Below are 18437 nucleotides of genomic sequence, written 5' to 3' on the forward strand. Positions count from 1 at the left end.
CACAGGGACGTTCAGCGCTGCTGTGAATGAATCGCCTGCGCCTGTCGCCTATAGCAGGCATAATTGTTCGCTATTGGTCGCGGCCCGGGATTTTTTCTAGGGTATGTGCCAGTATGGAATATATAAAAGCATCATTTATTCCAAAACACTCTACTCAAGACGGAGGTCGTCATGCTTCGCTCCTTCCCCCTGACGTTGCTGTCCGCCGGCGCCATCGCCTTCGCCGGCGTCGCCACCGCCCAGGACGATGCCCTCAAGGTCGGCATGTCCGGCGGCTACTTCCCCTTCACCTTCGTCGAGCAGGATACCCTCCAGGGCTTCGAGGTCGACGTCATGGAAGCCGTGGGCGAGGAGATGGGCACCGAGGTGGAATTCGTCACCGCCAACTTCTCCGGCCTGTTCGGCATGCTGGAGTCGGGCCGCATCGATACCATCGCCAACCAGATCACCATCACCGAGGAGCGTGAAGCGAAGTACGTCTTCACCCAGCCCTACGTCTATGACGGGGCCCAGGTGGTGGTCAAGCAGGGCAACGAGGCGATCGGCGGCGTCGAGGACCTGCGCGGCAAGACCGTGGCGGTCAACCTCGGTTCCAACTACGAACAGCTGCTGCGCGAGCTGCCCTACGCCGACGAGATCGAGATTCGCACCTACGAGAGCAACATCGAGCAGGATACCGCGCTCGGCCGCGTCGATGCCTTCGTCATGGATCGCGTCAGCGCCAGCCAGGTGATCAAGGAGAAGCCGCTGCCGCTGGCCCTGGCCGGCCAGCCGTTCTCCGAGATCCGCAATGCCCTGCCGTTCCGCGACACCGAGGCCGACCGCGCGCTGCGCGACGAGGTCGATGCGGCGCTCGCCACCCTGCGCGAGGACGGCACCCTGGCCGAGATCTCCGAGCGCTGGTTCGGCAACGACATCACCCGGCCCTGAGGAGCCTTGACGCCCGACATGAGCGTGCTCGACTTCGACTACATGCTGGGGCTTGCGCCCATCCTGCTGAGCTATCTGCCGTTGACGCTGGCGATGGCCGCGGCGGGCATGGTGCTGGCCCTGGCATTGGCCTGCGGCCTGGCGGTGATCCGGGTGCTGGGAATTCCGGGGCTGAACGGCGCCACCCTGCTGTTCATTTCCTTCTTCCGCGGCACGCCGCTGCTGGTGCAGCTGTTCCTGTTCTACTACGGCCTGCCCCAGGTGCTGGCCTTCCTGACCCAGATCGATGGTATCACCGCCACCATCATGGGCCTGACGCTGCATTTCGCCGCCTACATGGCGGAGTCGATCCGCGCGGCCATCGTCGGGGTGGACCGCAGCCAGACCGAGGCGGCGCTGTCGATCGGCATGACCAATGCCCAGCTGATGCGGCGCATCGTGCTGCCCCAGGCCACCCGGGTAGCGGTGCCGACGCTGATGAACTACTTCATCGACATGATCAAGGCCACCTCCCTGGCGTTCACCCTGGGCGTCACCGAGCTGATGGGGGCGACCCAGAAGGAGGCCGCCGGCAGCTTCCTCTACTTCGAGGCCTTCATCACCGTGGCGGTGTTCTACTGGGGCATCGTCGAGGCGCTGGCCTGGTGCCAGCGTCGCCTGGAATGGCGGCTCAACGAGGCGTATCGCCGATGATCAAGGTAGCCAACCTCGTCAAGCGCTTCGGCGACAGCACCGTGCTCGACGGCATCGACCTCGAGATCGAGCGGGGCGAGATCATCGTGGTGATCGGCCCCTCCGGCACCGGCAAGTCGACCCTGCTGCGCTGTCTCAACTTCCTGGAGCGTCCCGATGCCGGGCGGTTGACCCTCGGCGACCTGGACGTCGACGTCACCCGGGCCAGTCGCGCCGACATCCTGGCGGCGCGGCGGCGTACGGCCTTCGTGTTCCAGAACTATGCCCTGTTCGCCAACAAGACGGCGCTCGAGAACATCGCCGAGGGGCTGATCGTGGTCAATCGCTGGCCGAAGGCCCGCGCCCATGCCCGTGCCAGGGAGATCCTCGAGCGCATCGGCCTGGCCGACAAGGCGGAGGCCTACCCGGCCTCGCTGTCCGGCGGCCAGCAGCAGCGGGTCGGCATCGGTCGGGCGATGGCCGCCCAGGCCGAGGTGATCCTGTTCGACGAGCCCACCTCCTCGCTGGACCCGGAATGGGTCGAGGAGGTGCTGGCGTTGATGAAGCGGCTCGCCGCCGAGCGCCAGACCATGCTGGTGGTCACCCACGAGATGGGCTTCGCTCGGGACGTGGCCGACCGGGTGGTGTTCATGGAGGGCGGGCGCATCGTCGAGCAGGGGCCGCCCTCGCGGCTGTTCAACGCTCCCGAGGACCCGCGCACCCGCGACTTCCTGCGCAAGGTGCTGCCCGCCGCCCCGTCGGCCTGATCCGGGGTGGCCGGGGCGCGAGTCAGACGGGATAATGGGGCCACAGCCCGTTCGGAGAGATGACCCATGACCGTTCACGAGGAACTCGAGCAGGCGCTGCGCGAACTCGAGTCCACCATGAAGGCGGCCGACATGTGGCGCATGGAGCGCCCCGCGCCGGAAGCCTTCGACAGTGCCCAGCCGTTCTGCATCGACACCATGGCGTTGCCCCAGTGGTTGCGCTTCGTGTTCATCGCCCGGCTCGAGGCGCTGGTCGAGGCGCGCGCGCCCATGCCGGCCAGCTGCGACGTGGCCCCCGCCGTGGATGCCTACCTGATCCAGGAAGGGGCGAAAACCAGCGACCGGGTACTGATGTGCAAGGTGGTCGAACATATCGACCAACTGGTCACCGAGAACTGAGAAGGCGCCCCCGCCATCGCGCTCGTTCGTGCGGCGTCGATGACGTTTTCTGCGCGGGCTCGGCCCGTGCTCGGGCCATGATGGCCCGGTCTCGCGTCAGCACGGTGAATTGTCCGCTGAGTGTTCTATGCCCTATTACTTTGCCTACGGCAGCAACATGAATCCGGCGCGGGTCGAGGCGCGCATCGGGACGACCCGACGCGCCCTGCCCGGCGTCCTGTACGACCATGCCCTGCGCTTCGACAAGGCCTCCCGGGTGGCCGGCATCAGCCATGCCAATGTGGTGGCCGCGCCCGGTCAACGCGTCGAGGGGGCGCTGTTCGAGCTGCTGGACCCCGAGCAGATCGAATGCATGGATCCCTTCGAGGGATATCCCCATGACTATGATCGCCACCGCCTGCCCATCCACACCGGCCGGGGCATCATCGAGGCCTGGGTCTACATCGCCGCGCCGGGTACCACCGGCGAGGCGCTCAGGCCGGCTCGGGAATACCTCGAGCACCTGCTGGCCGGCGAGGCCTTCCTGAGTTCCGTCTACCATGCTCGCCTGGCCGACGTGGAGGCGGTGCAGGGTCTCGATGATGCCAGCCTCAAGGCCCTGGGGCTGTCCCGGTATTCGGCCTGCTAGGCGGCTCGACCCCCGCAACGCAACAGGCCCGCCGTATGGCGGGCCTGTTGCGTTTGCATGACGGGGCGTGGATCAGAAGCGGTAGGTGACGCCGCCGCCGACGGTCACCGGGTCGATCTCGGCGTTGCCAACGTCATCGCCGTTGAGCTTGACGTCCGCTTCCACGTCGGCGTAGTTGGCGAAGGCGCCCACCAGCAGGCGGTCGGTCAGGGCCAGGTCCACGCCGACCTGGGCGGCCGCACCGTAGGACTCTTCCACCTCGAGGCCCGAGAGGCTCTCGTCATTGAAGTGGGTGTAGTTGAGGCCGGCGCCGGCATAGGGTTGCACCCGCGAGTCGGTACCGCCCAGCGGATAGTAGTTGAGCATCAGGTTGACCGGGCGACGGTCCACGGTGCCGATGTCGGCGCCGCTCAGGGCCAGGTCGTGCTCGATATCCTGGGAGCCGTTGAGCTCGACGCCCAGCTTGTCGTGGAACTGGTAGCCCAGCCCGTAGGTGAAGCCGCGCTCGTCGGAGATGTCGAGATCTCCGCCGGCCACGCGACCGTTGTCGTCCTTGACCTCGGACTTGGCGACACCGCCGCGCACATAGAAGTCGCCGGCCTGGTAGGCGAGCGCCGATTGGGTCGCGACGAGACCGGCGGCGGTGAAGGCGGTGGCGGTGATCAGACGGGTCATGTTCATGGGAAGCCTCCCTGTGTCGTCCAGGATGCCGACGTCGAGTGATTCGACATCTTCGCATGTGGTGATGCCAAGTATAGAAACACTGTTTCTAAATGTCTTGTAAAATTTTGCTATGGCCATGATAGCGGTAGATGCACGCTCGCCATGGAAGTGCCTGCTGACGGGCGTTTCGTAAGGATAGGCCCTGTACAGGTTTTCACATTTCCTGCACATGATTCGCCGCGACGCGGGTTTTCGGCTTCACTAGGGACAGGGATGGCGCATGGGAGGCCCCGGATGTACAGGACATTCTTTGCCGGGCCGCGTGTCGGCCGGGGCGACTGGCCACTGGTGGCCTTGCTGGTGGCGGCGGCGTTGGCGGCCTGGCTGTTGTGGCATCCAGGGCTGGTCCAGGGGCTGGCCTGGCCCTGGCGATGGCCGCTGGTGGGATTGGGAGGCTGGGCGCTGGGCAGTGCCTTCGCACGGCCGCTGGCGCTGGAGGCCGGGGAGCGGGGCGCCTGGCGCTTGACCGGTACCGTCTGGAGTCGCGCCTCGCTGCCGGTCTTCGCGTTGCTGCTGGCGGGGCGTGGACTGTGGGGCTGACCCCGGGGAGAGAGGAGAGAGCCATGGGGTGCCTGGCCGACGCCAGGAGGCTTCGAGCCGAGGCCGGTCTCGGACACCAAAAAGGGCTCCCGAGGGAGCCCTTTCACGACGAGGAGAGCGTTCAGCGAGTGATGTGCTGATACTCGCCGGCATCGGCCGTCACGCTGCTCACCACCAGGATGGCGATGAAGGCGGCGATGAAGCCGGGGATGATCTCGTACACGCCGGGGCCGCCCAGGAAGGAGCCGTTCCAGCCCAGTGCGATCCAGATCATGACGGTGGCGGCCCCCACGATCATGCCCGCGATGGCACCGGCACCGTTGGTGCGCGACCACATCAGCGACAGAATGATCAGCGGGCCGAAGGCCGCGCCGAAGCCGGCCCAGGCGTTACTGACCAGGCCGAGGACCTGGGAGTTCGGGTCGGACGCGATGACGGCGGCGACCAGGCCGACCAGGGCGACGCAGGCCCGGCCCACGGTGACGGTCTCCTTCTCGGTCGCCTCCTTGCGCAGGAACAGGCGGTAGAAGTCCTCGGTCAAGGAAGATGAGGCCACCAGCAGTTGGCTGGAGATGGTGCTCATCACCGCCGCCAGCAGCGCGGCATAGAGGAAGCCGGTGATCAGCGGGTGGAACAGCAGGTCCGCCAGGATGATGAAGATCGTTTCCGGGTCCTCGACGTTCATGCCGTTGCGGACCGCGTAGGCGCGACCGAAGATGCCCAGCGAGACCGCGCCGATCAGCGAGATCAGCATCCAGCTCATGCCGATGTTGCGGGCGATGGGGACATCCTTGAGGGTGCGGATGGCCATGAAGCGCACGATGATGTGCGGCTGGCCGAAATACCCCAGGCCCCAGGTTACCGCCGACAGCCAGCCGATGAAGGTCAGCCCCTCCGTCCAGGAGAGCAGGGTGGGATCGACCTCGTTCAGGGTCTGCGAGGCCTGCGAGAAGCCACCGCCGCCCTCGCCGAACAGCACCACCGCCGGCATGATCACCAGCGCCAGCATCATGATGCAGCCCTGCACGAAGTCCGTCATGCTCACGGCCATGAAGCCGCCGACCACGGTATAGGCCAGCACCACGCCCAGCGTGATGAGGATGCCCGTGCCGTAGTCGCTCATGCCGCCGACGTTGATGACCCCGGCGAAGGCGCTTTCGAACAGCTTGCCGCCCGCCACCAGGCCCGAGGCCGTGTACACCGAGAAGAACACCACGATCACGATGGCGGAGACCGTTCTCAACGGAATCGCCTGGGTCGGGAAGCGGTTGGCCAGGAACTGTGGAATGGTGATCGCGTTACCGTAGTGAACCGTCTGTTCGCGAAGGCGCGGCGCCACCAGCAGCCAGTTGAAGAACGCCCCCACCAGCAGGCCGATGCCGATCCAGGCCGAGCCGAGACCCGAGACGAACATCGCCCCGGGCAGGCCCAGCAGCAACCAGCCGCTCATGTCCGATGCGCCGGCCGACAGGGCCGCCACCTTGGGGCTGAGGGAGCGGCCCCCCAGGATGTAACCTTCCGATGTCGACGTCGATTTGCGCATGGCATACAAGCCGATGGCGATCATCAGCGCAAAGTACGCAAACAGACTGATCCAAACACCAATAGCCATAAGAACGTCTCCTTTTTATTTTGCCGGGCGTGGGGTCGCCGGAGTGTGGATAGACCGGCCGGCCAGCACGGGGCTGGCATGTAACGCGATCCGGGAGAGTACGCATGTCAAGCCATGGGTGGCCATGTTGTCGACCATAGGGCCGTCTCCTGTTGTTGTGTGACGGCGTGCCGAAGACGCCTGGCACAGGGATGAGATAGGGCCGGCTCTTTCCCGTGAACCGACCTTGTGATGTTGATATTAGTGGTTGCCGAAGTCCTTGGCCATTTCTCGGGCCCGATCCGCACAGGCGCGCATGGCCTCGTCGACGATGCGGCGCAGGCCGGCCTGCTCGAAGTGTTGGATGGCGCGTTCGGTGGAGCCCTGAGGCGACATGACATTGCGCTTGAGCTGGGCGGGATCGTGCTCGCTGTCGAGCGCCATGCGGGCCGCGCCGAAGCCGGTCTGCAGGGCCAGGCGACGGGCGGTCTCGCGAGGCAGTCCCTGGGCGACTCCGGCTTCCTCCATGGCCTCGAAGAACAGGAAGAAGTAGGCCGGTCCGCTGCCCGAGACGGCGGTCACGGCCTCGAGCAGGGCCTCCTCCTCGACCCACTCCACCAGGCCCACGGCACCGAGCAGGCCGTGGGCGATATCACGTTGCTCGGCACTGACGGCCGGGTTGGCATACAGGCCCAGGGCGCCTGCGCCGACCAGCGCCGGGGTGTTGGGCATGCAGCGAATGATGGCCAGGTCGCCGCCCAGCCAGCCGTTCAGGGTATCGGCCTCGAGGCCGGCGGCCACCGAGACGATCAGCGGCTTGTGGGCCTGGACGGCGTCACGCATTGCCAGGCAGACGTCGCGCATGATCTGGGGCTTGACCGCCAGCACCACCACGTCGGCATCGGCCACGGCGGTGCTGTTGTCCTGCTCGGTGCGAATGCCGTAGCGGCTGCGCAGGGGGGCCAGGATGGCATCGTCGGGGGAGGTCGCGGTGATGGCGTCGGCCGGGTGGCCGCCCTCGATCATGCCGCCGAAGATGGCGCTGGCCATGTTGCCGGCGCCGATGAAGGTGATCTTGCTGTGCATGTGTCGACTCCCTTCTGGAACGTGAGGATGCGGCACCGCCGGGAAACGGTGCCGTCGATGGGCGGCCTCAGTGGCGCACGCCGCTGGGGTCGAGGCTCTGCTGCTCGCGGTAGGTCAGCAGGCTGACCCCCAGGGCGACCAGGGTCGAGACCACGAAGCCGGGCACCGCGGCGTTGGTGATGCCGAACAGCAGGGCGGCGAACAGTTCGTTGATGTCCGGCAGGAAGGCGTAGGTCCAGGCCGGTTGCTGGGAGCCCAGCAGCACCGCCACCAGGCCGGCGATCATGCCCCACAGGCTGCCCTGGCGCGTCAGCTTCTTCCAGTACAGGGTCATCAGCAGTACCGGGCCGAAGCAGGCGCCGAGGCCGCCCCAGGCGAACAGTACCAGCCAGAACACGAAGGTCTGGGCGGAGAAGGCCAGCAGCACCGCCAGCAGCATGATGGAGGCGGTGGCCAGGCGGCTGTAGGTGACTAGGCGATCCTGGGAGATGTCGCCGCCGCGATGCAGCAGCTTGTCGTAGATGTCGCGGACCAGGGCGCTGGCGCCCACCAGCAGCTGGCTGTCGGCGGAGGACATGATGGCGGCGAGGATCGCCACCAGCAGCACGCCCATCAGCAGCGGGCTGAGCAGTTCCTGGCCCAGGCTGGTGAACAGCGCCTCGTGGTTGCCGTCGGGCAGCAGGCCGACCTCGGGGAAGTAGACGCGCCCCACCAGGCCGATGGTGATCGCCCCCCAGCCCATGATGACGTTCCACAGCGAGGAGATCAGCGCGGCCTGGCGCATCTCCCCGACGTTCTTCAGCGACATGTAGCGCACCAGGATATGCGGGTTGCCGGGGCTGCCGAAGCCGATGCCGAGCAGGCCGAGGACCGCGCCCAGCGAGAAGGCGAAGGGATCGACGAAGCCGGCGCCCTGGGCCTGCATGGCCTCCAGCACCGGGCCGAAGCCGCCGAGGTTGATGATGGCGATGATCGGCAGGATCACCAGCGAGGCAAACATGAACCCGGCCTGGAGGACGTCGGTCTTGCTGACCGCATGGAAGCCGCCCATCATCACGTAGAGCAACAGGATGGCCGCGGTGAGCCACATGCCGCCGCTCTGGGACAGCCCCAGGGTGCTGGAGAAGGCGGTACCGCCGGCCACCACCTGGCTGCCCACGTAGGCGATCATGAAGAACACGATGATCAGCGAGCTGACCACGCGCACGGCCCTGGCGCCGCCGGGGAAGCGGGACTCCAGCAGATCGGGGACGGTGATGGACCCGGTGGCCTGGCTGTACTCGCGGAAGCGGCGTGCGACGAAGAAGAACATGGCGATTTCGGCGACGATGTAGCCGGCGATCGCCCAGATGGCCTTGAACCCGGAGAGGTAGGCCATGCCGGTGACGCCGAGGATCAGCCAGCCGCTGCGTCCGGAGCTGACGGCACTCAGCGCAACGGTCCACTTGTTGAGGTTGCGGCCGGCGAGGAAGAAGTCTTCCAGGCCGCCGGCACTCTTCTTGGAACTGGCCAGGCCGATGATGACCAGGAAGACGAGATAGGCACCGAAGACGGTGAGCGTGATGGGGTCGGCTGTCATGGAAGGTGTCCTCGCTGACGCATTTCTTATTCGCGGGAGTGGGGGGATCGCCTCAGGAAGAGGCCTGGTCGTGTCGGCCCTGAATGACGTAGCAGACGAGGGTGGCGGCGATCAGCAGGCCGGGTAGGCCGATCAGGCCGAAGAAGATGCTGGGTGTCATAAGCGTCTCCCTTGCAGGGTGATGGGGGATTCTCGGTGCCGGTGCCGGGCGGGCGTCGCCCGTCAGACACCGGTGCGTCGGCGGGGCAGGCGAGGTCGACCCTCGCCCGCCGGGCTCATTCGTCGCCCATGGCCAGCAGCGAGGCATTGCCGCCCAGGGCGGCGGTGTTGACGGTCACCGTCTTCTCGGTGGCGAAGCGCAGCAGATAGTTCGGGCCGCCCGCCTTGGGGCCGGTGCCGGAGAGGCCCTGGCCGCCGAACGGCTGCACGCCCACCACGGCACCGATGATGTCGCGGTTGACGTAGACGTTGCCGACGCGGACCTTGCGGGCGATCTCCTCGGCGAAGGATTCGTTGCGGCTGTGCACGCCGAAGGTCAGGCCATAGCCACGGCCGTTGATCGACTCGATGACCCGGTCGATCTCGTCGGCCCGGTAGCGCACGATGTGCAGCACGGGGCCGAACTGCTCGCGCTCCAGCGCCTCGATACCGTCGATCTGGAAGGCCGTGGGGGCGATGAAGGTGCCCTCGGCGGTGTGCGCCGGGTCGAGCTTGGTCTCGGCCAGCAGCCGGCCTTCGCCCTTGAGCCTGTCGATGTGGGCCTGCAGGCCCTGGCGGGCATCCTCGTCGATGACCGGCCCCACGTCGGTGCCCAGATCGCGGGGGTCGCCCACGTGGAGCTCGGCCATGGCGCCCTCGAGGATCTCGATGACCCGGTCGGCCACGTCGTCCTGGAGGTAGAGCACGCGTAGTGCCGAGCAGCGCTGGCCGGCGCTCTGGAAGGCCGAGTGGATGACGTCGGCCACCACCTGCTCCGGCAGGGCGGTGGAATCGACGATCATGGCGTTCATGCCGCCGGTCTCGGCCACCAGGGTCGGCAGGGGCGCATTGTCGCGGCTGGCCAGGGCGCGGTTGATGATCTGAGCGGTATCGGTGCCGCCGGTGAACACCACGCCGGTGACGCGTGGGTCGCTGGTCAGCACGCTACCCACGGTGGGGCCGTCGCCGGGCAGCAGCTGCACCACATCGCGCGGCATGCCGGCCTCGTGCAGCAGCTCGATGACGCGGTGGGCGGCGATCGAGGTCTGCTCGGCGGGCTTGGCCAGCACGGTGTTGCCGGCCACCGCGGTGGCCACGACCTGGCCGCAGAAGATCGCCACCGGGAAGTTCCAGGGGCTGATCGCCGCGAACACGCCCTTGCCGCCCATCATCAGGTCGTTGGACTCGCCGGTGGGCCCGGGCAGGCGGGTCGGTTCGGCGAACAGTTCTTCGGCGCGGGTCGCGTAGTAGCGGCAGAAGTCCACCGCCTCGCGGATCTCGTCGACGCCGTCGGTGAGCAGCTTGCCGCCTTCACGGGAGCACAGCGCCATCAGCTCGGCCAGGTGTTCCTCCATCAAGTCGGCGAAGCGTCGCAGGATGGCGGCACGCTCGGCCACCGGGGTGGCGTCCCAGCCCGGGAAGGCGGCCCAGGCGGCGTCCAGTGCCCGCTGGGTCTGTTCCTGGGTGGTCCACAGCACGCTGCCGACGGGCTGGCGGCGATCATGGGGGCTCTTGACGTCATGAACCAGCGCCGGGTCGGTGGTGACGTCGAAGGCCAGCAGCGGACGCGCCTGGTACAGGGTGTCCATATGCTTCTGCATGTCGTCCATCAGCGGCTGATACTGGCTGTTGATGTTCAAGTTCACTCCCTGAGAGTTCCGGCGGTGAGGCCCGTAGATGTCACGGGGCAGGGGGATGAGGTTGTTGGCCAGGCCGGTGTACTGCCGCAGCGTCTCCACCGGGTGCACGCAGAGGGATTCCACCGGCACCTTGGGGTCGACCAACTGGTGAACGAACGATGAGTTGGCGCCGTTCTCGAGCAGCCGACGCACCAGGTAGGGCAGCAGATCCTTGTGGGCGCCTACCGGGGCGTAGATGCGGCAATAGGTGCCTTGGGGCGCCCGCTTGAGGGCGACATCGTAGAGCGCCTCGCCCATGCCGTGCAGGCGCTGGAACTCGAACGGGCGGTCGGCCTGATTGGCATACTCGAGGATGGTGCTGATGGTGTGGGCGTTATGGGTCGCGAACTGCGGGAAGATCCGGCCCCGGGTGGCCTCCGAGAGCAGGAAACGCGCGCATACCAGGTAGGCCACGTCGGTGGTGGCCTTGCGGGTGTAGACCGGATAGCCCTCCACCCCGAGCTGCTGTGACTCCTTGATCTCGGTATCCCAGTAGGCGCCCTTGACCAGGCGCATCGGGATCTCGTCGCCCTGGTGCTCGGCCAGGCGGTTGAGATAGTGGAGGACCGGCAGGGCGCGCTTGGAGTAGGCCTGGACCACCAGGCCGAACTGCCCCCAGCCGCGGCAGGTGTCGCTCTCGTAGACGGCGCGGAACACCTCCAGCGACAGCTCCAGGCGATCGACCTCCTCGGCGTCGATGGTCACCGCCACGCTGCGCTCGCGGGCCATGGCGGCCAGCTCGCGTACGCTGGCGACCAGCTCGCGCAGCACCTGGTCGCGGCGGCCGAACTCGTAGCGCGGATGCAGCGCCGAGAGCTTGATGGAAATCGAGGGCGTGGGGGTCTTGGCACTCAGTTCGCGGCCAGCCTTGCCGACTCGCTCGATGGCCCGGGCATAGTCGTCGAAGTAACGCTTGGCATCGCGGCGGGTGCGGGCGGCCTCGCCGAGCATGTCGTAGGAGTAGGTGTAGCCCTTGTCGAACAGCGGCCTGGAACGCTTGATGGCCTCGTCGATGTCACGGCCGAGCACGAACTGCTTGCCCATGATCTTCATGGCCTCGAGCATGGCACGACGAATCACCGGCTCGCCCATGCGGTTGACCAGCCGGTTGATGAAGCCGGAGGGCTTGCCGTCACGGGGCTGATCCATGGTGACCACGCGGCCGGTCATCAGCAGGCCCCAGGTGGAGGCATTGACCATCCAGGACTCGCTCTGCCCCAGGTGTGCCTGCCAGTCGGCCGGCCCCAGCTTGTCCTCGATCAGCGCATCGGCGGTGGCCTTGTCGGGGATGCGCAGCATGGCCTCGGCCAGACACATCAGCATCAGGCCCTCGTGGGTGTCCAGGCTGTACTGCTGGAGCAGCTCATCGATGGTATCCACCGCGGTGTCCATCTGGCGGACCTCGCGCACCAGCTCGGCGGCCTTGTCGGCGGTGCGGGCGAAATCCTGACGATCCGCCCCCAGCGCCTTGATCAACTCCTCGACGAAGCCCTCTTCATCGACGACATAGTGGTCGCTGATGCGGGCGAAGAGGGTGTCGAGATCCTGACGCCAGGTGGCGTCCTCCAGCATGGTGTTGGCGTTGAGCATGTCGTTCCCCGAAAGCAACCCTTCATGACAGGGTGAGAGTTCCCGCCGCCGCGTCAGGGGACGCCGGCGGATTCACAAGCATCCTGCAAGGGTAGGGGGGCGATGGGGGCACTGCTTGCCGTATCCGCGGGTGGATTTGACCGATTCGCGGATGTTGCGCTGGGGCAGGGAACTTTTACGACTTAGGTCTAATTCGTCGGCAGTCCGCTGGCGAGCCGCTGGGATGGCGCCCGGCGCAGCTGGCTGGGCGGATGGCCGTAGTCGCGACGGAAGGCCCGGGACAGGGCACTCTGGTTGGTGAAGCCGGTGAGCGCGGCGATCTCGGAGAGCGGAAGATGGCTCTCGTGAATCAGCCGCCGGGCCGTCTGCAAACGACGGCGCATCACGTAGCGCCACGGCGAGAGGCCGGTCTGTGAGCGGAAGCGCACCGTGAAGTGCGCCTCGCTGAGGCAGGCCTCGGCCGCCAGGTCGGCGACCCGCAGGCCACCGGCGAGATGGTGGTCGATGAAGCGGTCCAGGGCCGTCAGGTCGAGGGGCCGACCGCTGGGCGAGGCGTCGCCGGACAGCCGGGCGTGCAGCGAGCCCAGTAGCGTGCTGGCCAGACGCTCCTGGTGGAGGCCGGTGAGGGCGCCCTGGCCGGCCAGCAGGCGCAGCTCGTGGAGCACGAAGTCGAGGAAGCGCGCCAGTGGGTCGTCGAGGTCGAAGAAGCGCGGCGCGTCGAACAACCGGGCCAGCTCGTGGTGATGGCCGGTCAACGACAGGGCGTCATGGGGCAGGTCGAGGATCAGCTGGCGGTTGTCGCCGGTGCCGGCGTAGTAGTGCAGGTGGTTGGCCGGCACGATGCAGCCCGAGAGCGCCGAGATGGTGCCCCCGAGGCCCTCGATCTCGAATTCCGCCCGGCCGTCCAGTCCGATCACGATCTGGTGGAAGTCGTGAGCATGGTGATGGATGGCGGTGTCGAGGGGGGTCTGGCGGATGGCGCTGCTCATCATCGGCCTCCGGCGCGGCGTTGTCATCGTGTCGACCAGTATACCGGATCGCGTGTCGCGACTCATTCTCAAGCGCGATGTCTCAGGCGCGGTCGCGCCGCAGGGCGATTCGCGCGGCAAGGTGATCGCGCAGGGCGGCCAGTTCGGCCCGGCCCTCGTCGTCGAGTAGCGGCTTGCCCCGCGCCACCCGGCCATGTCGGCCGTGGTCGTCCATCAGTCGCTGGGCTCGGCGGCGCACGCCTTCCAGGTAGTCGTCATGGCGAATCGGATAGCCGATGATGGCGTTCCATTCGGTCTCGCCGACGCGGCTCTCCATCGCCCGGTCGAACAGCTCGAGCAGGTGATCGGGTTCGGTACGGTAGCGTGGGGTCCGGGCGGTCATCAGGATGGCGACCATGCCGCCGATGATCAGCAGGCAGACGAGGAAGACGGTCAGGAACAGGGCCATGCTGCGCTCGGGAGTCGTGTTGCCAACGGCGGTGCCCGTCAGGCGAGAGCGGGAGCTGGAGCGGGTGAAGGGAATCGAACCCTCGTCTTAAGCTTGGGAAGCTTCTGCTCTACCATTGAGCTACACCCGCGCACCGGTTTGCCAGTATATCCAGCAGTTTAATGATTACAACCCTCGCCGTAGTCCGGTCAGCGGATAGTCACCGTGAAATTTTTTCGTCGCGGACCTGAACTTTTCCTGCCATCACTGTCAGAACAGGTGCAGACAACAGCGGCGATGGCAGTCGCTAGCACTGTTGTTCTGGCTTGCGATTCGATCCTTGACCGCCTCATCTCCGATGAGGCGGTTTTTTATTGGGCCCAGCATGACGACACCCGGCGCCGGGCCGGGTGTCGGAGGGGGCGGCGAGAGGGTCAGCCGTGACGCATGCGCAGGATGGCGCTGAGCACGTCGCGGCGGGTGACGATGCCGACCAGCCGGCCCTGCTCGGTGACCGGATAGACCTTGGGCTTGGCGCCCAGCATCTCCTGGGCCAGGTCGGTGATGCTCTTGGCGGGGGTGACGGAGAGCACCTCGTTGCGCATCAGCTCATGGACCAGTGGCGGCTCGTCGTCGAGATAGGCGCTCTCCAGCAGCTTGCCGATCACGTCCTGCTCGGAGATGAAGCCGATCAGCCGATCGTGGTCGTCGACCACCGGGGCCCCGGGCAGCCGATGCAGTGCCAGGCCCTGGGCCAGGGTGGTGACCGACGTCTTGCCGTGGACCCGATAGCAGTCGCGGGACATGATCTCGCGCACGATGGTGGGAGCCTTGCTGGGCATGGCGATTCTCCTTGTGCCGGTGGGACCTCTCGCCAGGGCTCCGGCCCGGGCAGCTTCCCTGCGCCCTTATACGGCCGGCGGCCACGGCGTGTCTCGCGTTCATCATAGCCGACTCCCCCGGCGCTGCACCGTGCCGGCCACCAACGCAGGGCGCCCGCCGCGGAACCCGCCCCTTGAGCCGCCACTCCAATGAGGCACAATGCCGCATCCCTCGATCGATGGAGACGTCTCATGGATGCCCGAGAATACCTGGCCCGCAAGGGCCTGGATGGAGAACGCGATCGCGAGCGCCCCAACACCCTGGAAGAGAAGGCCTGGGAGCGAGCCCGGGAATCCGGGGATCATCGTCCCCGGGCGGGCACCCCCCACGACTGGGAAGACTGGGAGCGCTACCACGATCAGCTCGCCGAGGGCGCCGACGACCTGGAGCAGAAGATCGACCACGAGGCCCATCGTCAGGCCCGGGAGCACGAGCCGGCCCCGGCGCGGCCGGCCGACGCCGGGGTGGGCGAGTGGACGCCCGAGGCGGCGCCTGCGGCGACGCGCGAGCCCGCTTCGCCGGCGCCAGCGTCGGCCGCTCGGGCGGAGCCCTTCGCCGCCCTGGTGGCGCTGGCCGTGCTGCTGCCCCCGCTGGCGATGGGCCTGGCGGGGGGCGGGCCGCGTCGCGTCTGGCTCGCCCTGGGGCTGACCCTGCTCGGCTGGCTGCCCGGGGCGGGCTATGTGCTCCACCGCCTGTGGCGGACGCGGCACTGACGCTTGGCAGGCCGAATGTCGCCGGTATAATCCTCGTCGACCCCCATTCTGGCGCGGAGTTGACTCTTGGGCTATCTCGTCGGCATCACGGTACTGTGGGCCTTCTCGTTCTCGTTGATCGGCGTCTACCTGGCCGGCCAGGTGGACAGCTACTTTTCGGTGCTGACCCGCATCGGCCTGGCGGCGCTGCTGTTCCTGCCGGTGCTGCGCCCGCAGCTGCTGCGCGGCCGCCAGCGCCTGGCGCTGATGGGCCTCGGCGCCCTGCAGCTGGGGCTGATGTACATCTTCTTCTACCAGTCCTTCCTGCTGCTCTCGGTGCCCGAGGTGCTGCTGTTCACGGTGCTCACGCCGCTCTACATCACCCTGCTCGACGACCTGCTGTTCCGGCGCTTCACGCCCTTTCACCTGGTCACCGCGGCCCTGGCGGTGCTGGGCGCGGCGGTGATTCGCTACCAAGGTCTGGACGGCGATTACTGGCTCGGCTTCCTGGTGGTCCAGGGGGCCAACCTGTGCTTCGCGCTGGGCCAGGTCGGCTATCGCCGGCTCTCGGCCGGGCTGCCCGCCGCGCTGCCGCGGCTGGCGGTGTTCGGCTGGTTCTACCTGGGGGCCCTGGCGGTGGCGCTGCCGGCCTTCCTGTGGTGGGGCGACGCCACGGCGCTGCCCGCCACGCCGCTGCAGTGGGGCGTGCTGGCCTGGCTGGGCCTGGTGGCCTCCGGGGTCGGTTACTTCCTGTGGAACCTGGGCGCGACTCGGGTCGACGCCGGGGCGCTGGCGGTCATGAACAACGCCCTGGTGCCCGCCGGCCTGCTGGTCAACCTGCTGATCTGGAACCGCGACGCCGACCTGCCGCGCCTCGCCCTGGGCGGGGCCATCATCCTGGCCTCGCTGCTGATCAACGAGTGGTGGCAGCGGCGCCGCGTGCCGCGCACGGCCTGAGGGCGGTTTGCCCGGTCGTGGCCCAGTCGCCATAATGAGCCGTCGCGAAGCGAAGGACCCGCGCATGCACGCCTTCAAGAACATCGGCCTGATCGGTCGCCTGGGCAGCGCCAAGGTGGTCGATACCCTCAAGCGGCTGAGCCGCTTCCTCGATGACGCCGGTTATCACGTCATCCTCGAGGATCGTACCGCCACCGTGCTGCTCGGCCACGGTCATCCCGAGGCCAGCCGTCGCCGGCTCGGCGAGCTCTGCGACCTGGTGATCGTGGTCGGCGGCGACGGCAGCCTGCTCGGCGCCGCCCGCACCCTGTGCCACAGCGGCACCCTGGTGCTGGGCGTCAACCGCGGGCGGCTGGGCTTTCTCACCGACATCTCCCCCGACGAGCTCGAGGAACGGGTCGGCGAGGTACTGGCCGGTCGCTTCGAGCTCGAGGAGCGCTTCCTGCTCGACGCCGAGCTCTACCGCGACGATGTCCTGGTGGGCGACGGCGACGCCCTGAACGAGGTCGTGCTGCACCCCGGCAAGGCGGTGCGCATGATCGAATTCGAGCTGTTCATCGACGGCCAGTTCGTGCACAGCCAGCGCAGCGATGGCCTGATCATCGCCACTCCCACCGGCTCCACCGCCTACGCGCTGTCCGGCGGGGGGCCGATCATGCATCCCCGGCTGGAGGTCGTCACCCTGGTGCCGATGTTTCCGCACACCCTGTCGAGCCGGCCCATCGCCATCGACGCGGCCAGTGAGATCCGCATCCACATCGGCGAGACCAACCAGACCTACCCGCACATCAGCTGCGATGGCCAGACCCGCGCCGTGGCCAAGCCCGACGACGTCCTGGTGATCCGCCGCAAGCCCCAGCGGGTGCAGCTGGTGCATCCGCTGGGGCACAATTTCTACGAGGTCCTGCGCAGCAAGCTGGGCTGGAGCAACCGCCTGGGAGACTGAGGTGAGCAGAGCGCCCCTGGAAGGCTACGACCTGATCGGCGACGTGCACGGCTGCGGGGCGACGCTGGCGGCCCTGCTCGAGCGCCTCGGCTACCATCAGCGTGGCGGCGTCTATCGCCATCCGCGGCGCAAGGTGATCTTCCTCGGCGACCTCATCGACCGCGGTCCGCGCATACGGCTGGCGGTGAGCATCGCCCGGCGCATGGTCGAGGAGGGCGAGGCGCTGATCGTGATGGGCAACCACGAGATCAACGCCCTGGCCTACAGCCATCGCGCCCCGCCCGAGCTGGGGCGGGAATGGCTGCGTGAGCACACCCCGCGGCACAATCGCATCGTCCGCGAGACCCTGGAGCAGTACCGCGACCATCCCCAGGAGTGGGAGGAGGCGCTGGCCTGGTTCCTCGAGATCCCGCTGTACCTGGAGCTCGACGGCCTGCGCGTGGTCCACGCCTGCTGGGATCAGCCGCTGATCGACGAGCTGCGCCGCTCCCGGCCGGACGGTCGCATCGACCTCGATTTCCTGGCCGCCGCCGTCCAGCCGGGTACCCGCGAGTTCCGCATTCTCGATCGCCTGACCCGAGGCAGCCACATCCTGCTGCCCGAGGGCGTGCAGATCCACTCCGGCGACGGCTTCACCCGGCGCAGCTTCCGGGCCCACTTCTGGGCGCGTTCGCCGCGCACCTGGGGCGACGTGGTCTTCCAGCCCGACAACCTGCCCGGCGACCTCGAGGGGCGGCCGCTCACCGAGGCCGAGACGGCTCGCTTGAGCCACTACGGCCCCGAGCAGCCGCCGCTGTTCATCGGCCACTACTGGTGCGAGGGCATTCCGGCACTGCCGGCGCCCAACATCGCCTGCCTGGACTACAGTGCGGTCAAGTTCGGCCGATTGGTGGCCTATCGCTGGAGCGGCGAGTCGCGCCTCGATGCCAACCGCTTCGTGTGGATCCGGGTGCCCCGCGAGGAGCAGGCTCGCCCCCAGCCCTGGGAGATCGATTTCGACTGATACAAATCGTTACCTAATTCTCGATAACCGTTGCGAACTTGTCGCCCACCAGGCCGTCAGAGTAGGTGTTCCCTTGAATGATCCCTTGCTCTTGTCCGGCGGCCCCCTCCGCCGGACTTTTTCTTTGTGCCCGCCATGCCCGGTTCGCCGCCGCCAGGA

General features: G+C 67.4%; 18 protein-coding genes and 1 tRNA gene. 10 read left to right on the plus strand and 9 right to left on the minus strand.

Features of this window, described 5'->3' with window-relative positions; translation table 11 throughout:
- The first annotated feature begins 171 nt into the window (after positions 1-171).
- From ACXAFN_RS12930 to ACXAFN_RS12950, 5 genes are all read left to right on the plus strand, one after another.
- Positions 172-930, plus strand: coding sequence for an amino acid ABC transporter substrate-binding protein (locus ACXAFN_RS12930; RefSeq protein ID WP_474989217.1), 759 nt, complete (start codon positions 172-174; stop codon positions 928-930).
- Positions 931-948: 18 nt separating this feature from the next.
- Positions 949-1623, plus strand: a complete 675-nt coding sequence (locus ACXAFN_RS12935; protein ID WP_474989218.1) for an amino acid ABC transporter permease — start codon at positions 949-951, stop codon at positions 1621-1623.
- Positions 1620-2369 (plus strand): amino acid ABC transporter ATP-binding protein, encoded by a 750-nt coding sequence (locus tag ACXAFN_RS12940; RefSeq protein ID WP_474989219.1) that lies wholly within the window; start codon positions 1620-1622, stop codon positions 2367-2369. Before ACXAFN_RS12935 ends, ACXAFN_RS12940 begins: the two co-directional genes overlap by 4 nt.
- A gap of 66 nt (positions 2370-2435) precedes the next feature.
- On the plus strand, positions 2436-2768 hold the full coding sequence (locus tag ACXAFN_RS12945) for a YqcC family protein (RefSeq protein ID WP_474989220.1): 333 nt from the start codon (positions 2436-2438) through the stop codon (positions 2766-2768).
- A gap of 127 nt (positions 2769-2895) precedes the next feature.
- A complete protein-coding gene (locus tag ACXAFN_RS12950) occupies positions 2896-3396 on the plus strand; it encodes a gamma-glutamylcyclotransferase family protein (protein WP_474989221.1) in 501 nt (166 codons plus the stop codon).
- Between the two features lie 72 nt (positions 3397-3468).
- On the opposite strand, the gene ACXAFN_RS12955 is transcribed toward ACXAFN_RS12950, so the two are convergent.
- Positions 3469-4077: an OmpW/AlkL family protein gene (locus ACXAFN_RS12955; protein WP_474989222.1), complete on the minus strand. Its 609-nt coding sequence runs from the start codon at positions 4075-4077 to the stop codon at positions 3469-3471.
- 276 nt (positions 4078-4353) lie between these two features.
- On the opposite strand from ACXAFN_RS12955, the gene ACXAFN_RS12960 reads away from it, so the two are divergent.
- Positions 4354-4659, plus strand: coding sequence for a hypothetical protein (locus ACXAFN_RS12960; protein ID WP_474989223.1), 306 nt, complete (start codon positions 4354-4356; stop codon positions 4657-4659).
- A gap of 121 nt (positions 4660-4780) precedes the next feature.
- On the opposite strand, the gene putP is transcribed toward ACXAFN_RS12960, so the two are convergent.
- The 8 genes from putP to ACXAFN_RS13000 form a co-directional block, all read right to left on the minus strand.
- Positions 4781-6271: a sodium/proline symporter PutP gene (gene putP, locus ACXAFN_RS12965; RefSeq protein ID WP_474989224.1), complete on the minus strand. Its 1491-nt coding sequence runs from the start codon at positions 6269-6271 to the stop codon at positions 4781-4783.
- A 240-nt stretch (positions 6272-6511) separates the two neighbouring features.
- Positions 6512-7336, minus strand: coding sequence for a pyrroline-5-carboxylate reductase (gene proC, locus ACXAFN_RS12970; protein WP_474989225.1), 825 nt, complete (start codon positions 7334-7336; stop codon positions 6512-6514).
- Between the two features lie 67 nt (positions 7337-7403).
- Positions 7404-8915, minus strand: a complete 1512-nt coding sequence (locus ACXAFN_RS12975; protein ID WP_474989226.1) for a sodium/proline symporter — start codon at positions 8913-8915, stop codon at positions 7404-7406.
- A 275-nt stretch (positions 8916-9190) separates the two neighbouring features.
- Entirely contained in the window at positions 9191-12382 is a 3192-nt protein-coding gene (gene putA / locus ACXAFN_RS12980; protein ID WP_474989227.1) for a bifunctional proline dehydrogenase/L-glutamate gamma-semialdehyde dehydrogenase PutA, read from the minus strand.
- Between the two features lie 188 nt (positions 12383-12570).
- Positions 12571-13371 (minus strand): AraC family transcriptional regulator, encoded by an 801-nt coding sequence (locus ACXAFN_RS12985; RefSeq protein ID WP_474989228.1) that lies wholly within the window; start codon positions 13369-13371, stop codon positions 12571-12573.
- Between the two features lie 82 nt (positions 13372-13453).
- Entirely contained in the window at positions 13454-13819 is a 366-nt protein-coding gene (locus ACXAFN_RS12990; RefSeq protein WP_474989229.1) for a hypothetical protein, read from the minus strand.
- Positions 13820-13875: 56 nt separating this feature from the next.
- Positions 13876-13949 (minus strand) — tRNA-Gly (locus ACXAFN_RS12995).
- A gap of 283 nt (positions 13950-14232) precedes the next feature.
- Positions 14233-14640: a CBS domain-containing protein gene (locus ACXAFN_RS13000; protein ID WP_474989230.1), complete on the minus strand. Its 408-nt coding sequence runs from the start codon at positions 14638-14640 to the stop codon at positions 14233-14235.
- Between the two features lie 231 nt (positions 14641-14871).
- Between ACXAFN_RS13000 and ACXAFN_RS13005 the strand changes: the two genes are divergently transcribed.
- From ACXAFN_RS13005 to ACXAFN_RS13020, 4 genes are all read left to right on the plus strand, one after another.
- Positions 14872-15393, plus strand: coding sequence for a YqaE/Pmp3 family membrane protein (locus tag ACXAFN_RS13005; protein ID WP_474989231.1), 522 nt, complete (start codon positions 14872-14874; stop codon positions 15391-15393).
- Between the two features lie 66 nt (positions 15394-15459).
- The gene (locus ACXAFN_RS13010) at positions 15460-16329 is read left to right on the plus strand and encodes an EamA family transporter (RefSeq protein WP_474989232.1); all 870 of its coding nucleotides are present in this window, start codon (positions 15460-15462) and stop codon (positions 16327-16329) included.
- Between the two features lie 64 nt (positions 16330-16393).
- Positions 16394-17275 carry an NAD(+) kinase gene (locus ACXAFN_RS13015; protein ID WP_474989233.1) on the plus strand — a complete coding sequence of 294 codons (882 nt, stop codon included), beginning with the start codon at positions 16394-16396 and terminating at the stop codon, positions 17273-17275.
- 16 nt (positions 17276-17291) lie between these two features.
- A complete protein-coding gene (locus ACXAFN_RS13020) occupies positions 17292-18278 on the plus strand; it encodes a metallophosphoesterase (protein WP_474990142.1) in 987 nt (328 codons plus the stop codon).
- Positions 18279-18437: the final 159 nt, after the last annotated feature.

The sequence above is a fragment of the Halomonas sp. ABH4_019 genome (assembly GCF_056159885.1).

Bases quoted from the DNA above. Each gene is read 5' to 3' on its own strand.
- ACXAFN_RS12930 (WP_474989217.1), top strand. From the start codon at position 172: ATGCTTCGCTCCTTCCCCCTGACGTTGCTGTCCGCCGGCGCCATCGCC.
- ACXAFN_RS12935 (WP_474989218.1), top strand. From the start codon at position 949: ATGAGCGTGCTCGACTTCGACTACATGCTGGGGCTTGCGCCCATCCTG.
- ACXAFN_RS12940 (WP_474989219.1), top strand. From the start codon at position 1,620: ATGATCAAGGTAGCCAACCTCGTCAAGCGCTTCGGCGACAGCACCGTG.
- ACXAFN_RS12945 (WP_474989220.1), top strand. From the start codon at position 2,436: ATGACCGTTCACGAGGAACTCGAGCAGGCGCTGCGCGAACTCGAGTCC.
- ACXAFN_RS12950 (WP_474989221.1), top strand. From the start codon at position 2,896: ATGCCCTATTACTTTGCCTACGGCAGCAACATGAATCCGGCGCGGGTC.
- ACXAFN_RS12955 (WP_474989222.1), bottom strand. From the start codon at position 4,077: ATGAACATGACCCGTCTGATCACCGCCACCGCCTTCACCGCCGCCGGT.
- ACXAFN_RS12960 (WP_474989223.1), top strand. From the start codon at position 4,354: ATGTACAGGACATTCTTTGCCGGGCCGCGTGTCGGCCGGGGCGACTGG.
- putP (WP_474989224.1), bottom strand. From the start codon at position 6,271: ATGGCTATTGGTGTTTGGATCAGTCTGTTTGCGTACTTTGCGCTGATG.
- proC (WP_474989225.1), bottom strand. From the start codon at position 7,336: ATGCACAGCAAGATCACCTTCATCGGCGCCGGCAACATGGCCAGCGCC.
- ACXAFN_RS12975 (WP_474989226.1), bottom strand. From the start codon at position 8,915: ATGACAGCCGACCCCATCACGCTCACCGTCTTCGGTGCCTATCTCGTC.
- putA (WP_474989227.1), bottom strand. From the start codon at position 12,382: ATGCTCAACGCCAACACCATGCTGGAGGACGCCACCTGGCGTCAGGAT.
- ACXAFN_RS12985 (WP_474989228.1), bottom strand. From the start codon at position 13,371: ATGAGCAGCGCCATCCGCCAGACCCCCCTCGACACCGCCATCCATCAC.
- ACXAFN_RS12990 (WP_474989229.1), bottom strand. From the start codon at position 13,819: ATGGCCCTGTTCCTGACCGTCTTCCTCGTCTGCCTGCTGATCATCGGC.
- ACXAFN_RS13000 (WP_474989230.1), bottom strand. From the start codon at position 14,640: ATGCCCAGCAAGGCTCCCACCATCGTGCGCGAGATCATGTCCCGCGAC.
- ACXAFN_RS13005 (WP_474989231.1), top strand. From the start codon at position 14,872: ATGGATGCCCGAGAATACCTGGCCCGCAAGGGCCTGGATGGAGAACGC.
- ACXAFN_RS13015 (WP_474989233.1), top strand. From the start codon at position 16,394: ATGCACGCCTTCAAGAACATCGGCCTGATCGGTCGCCTGGGCAGCGCC.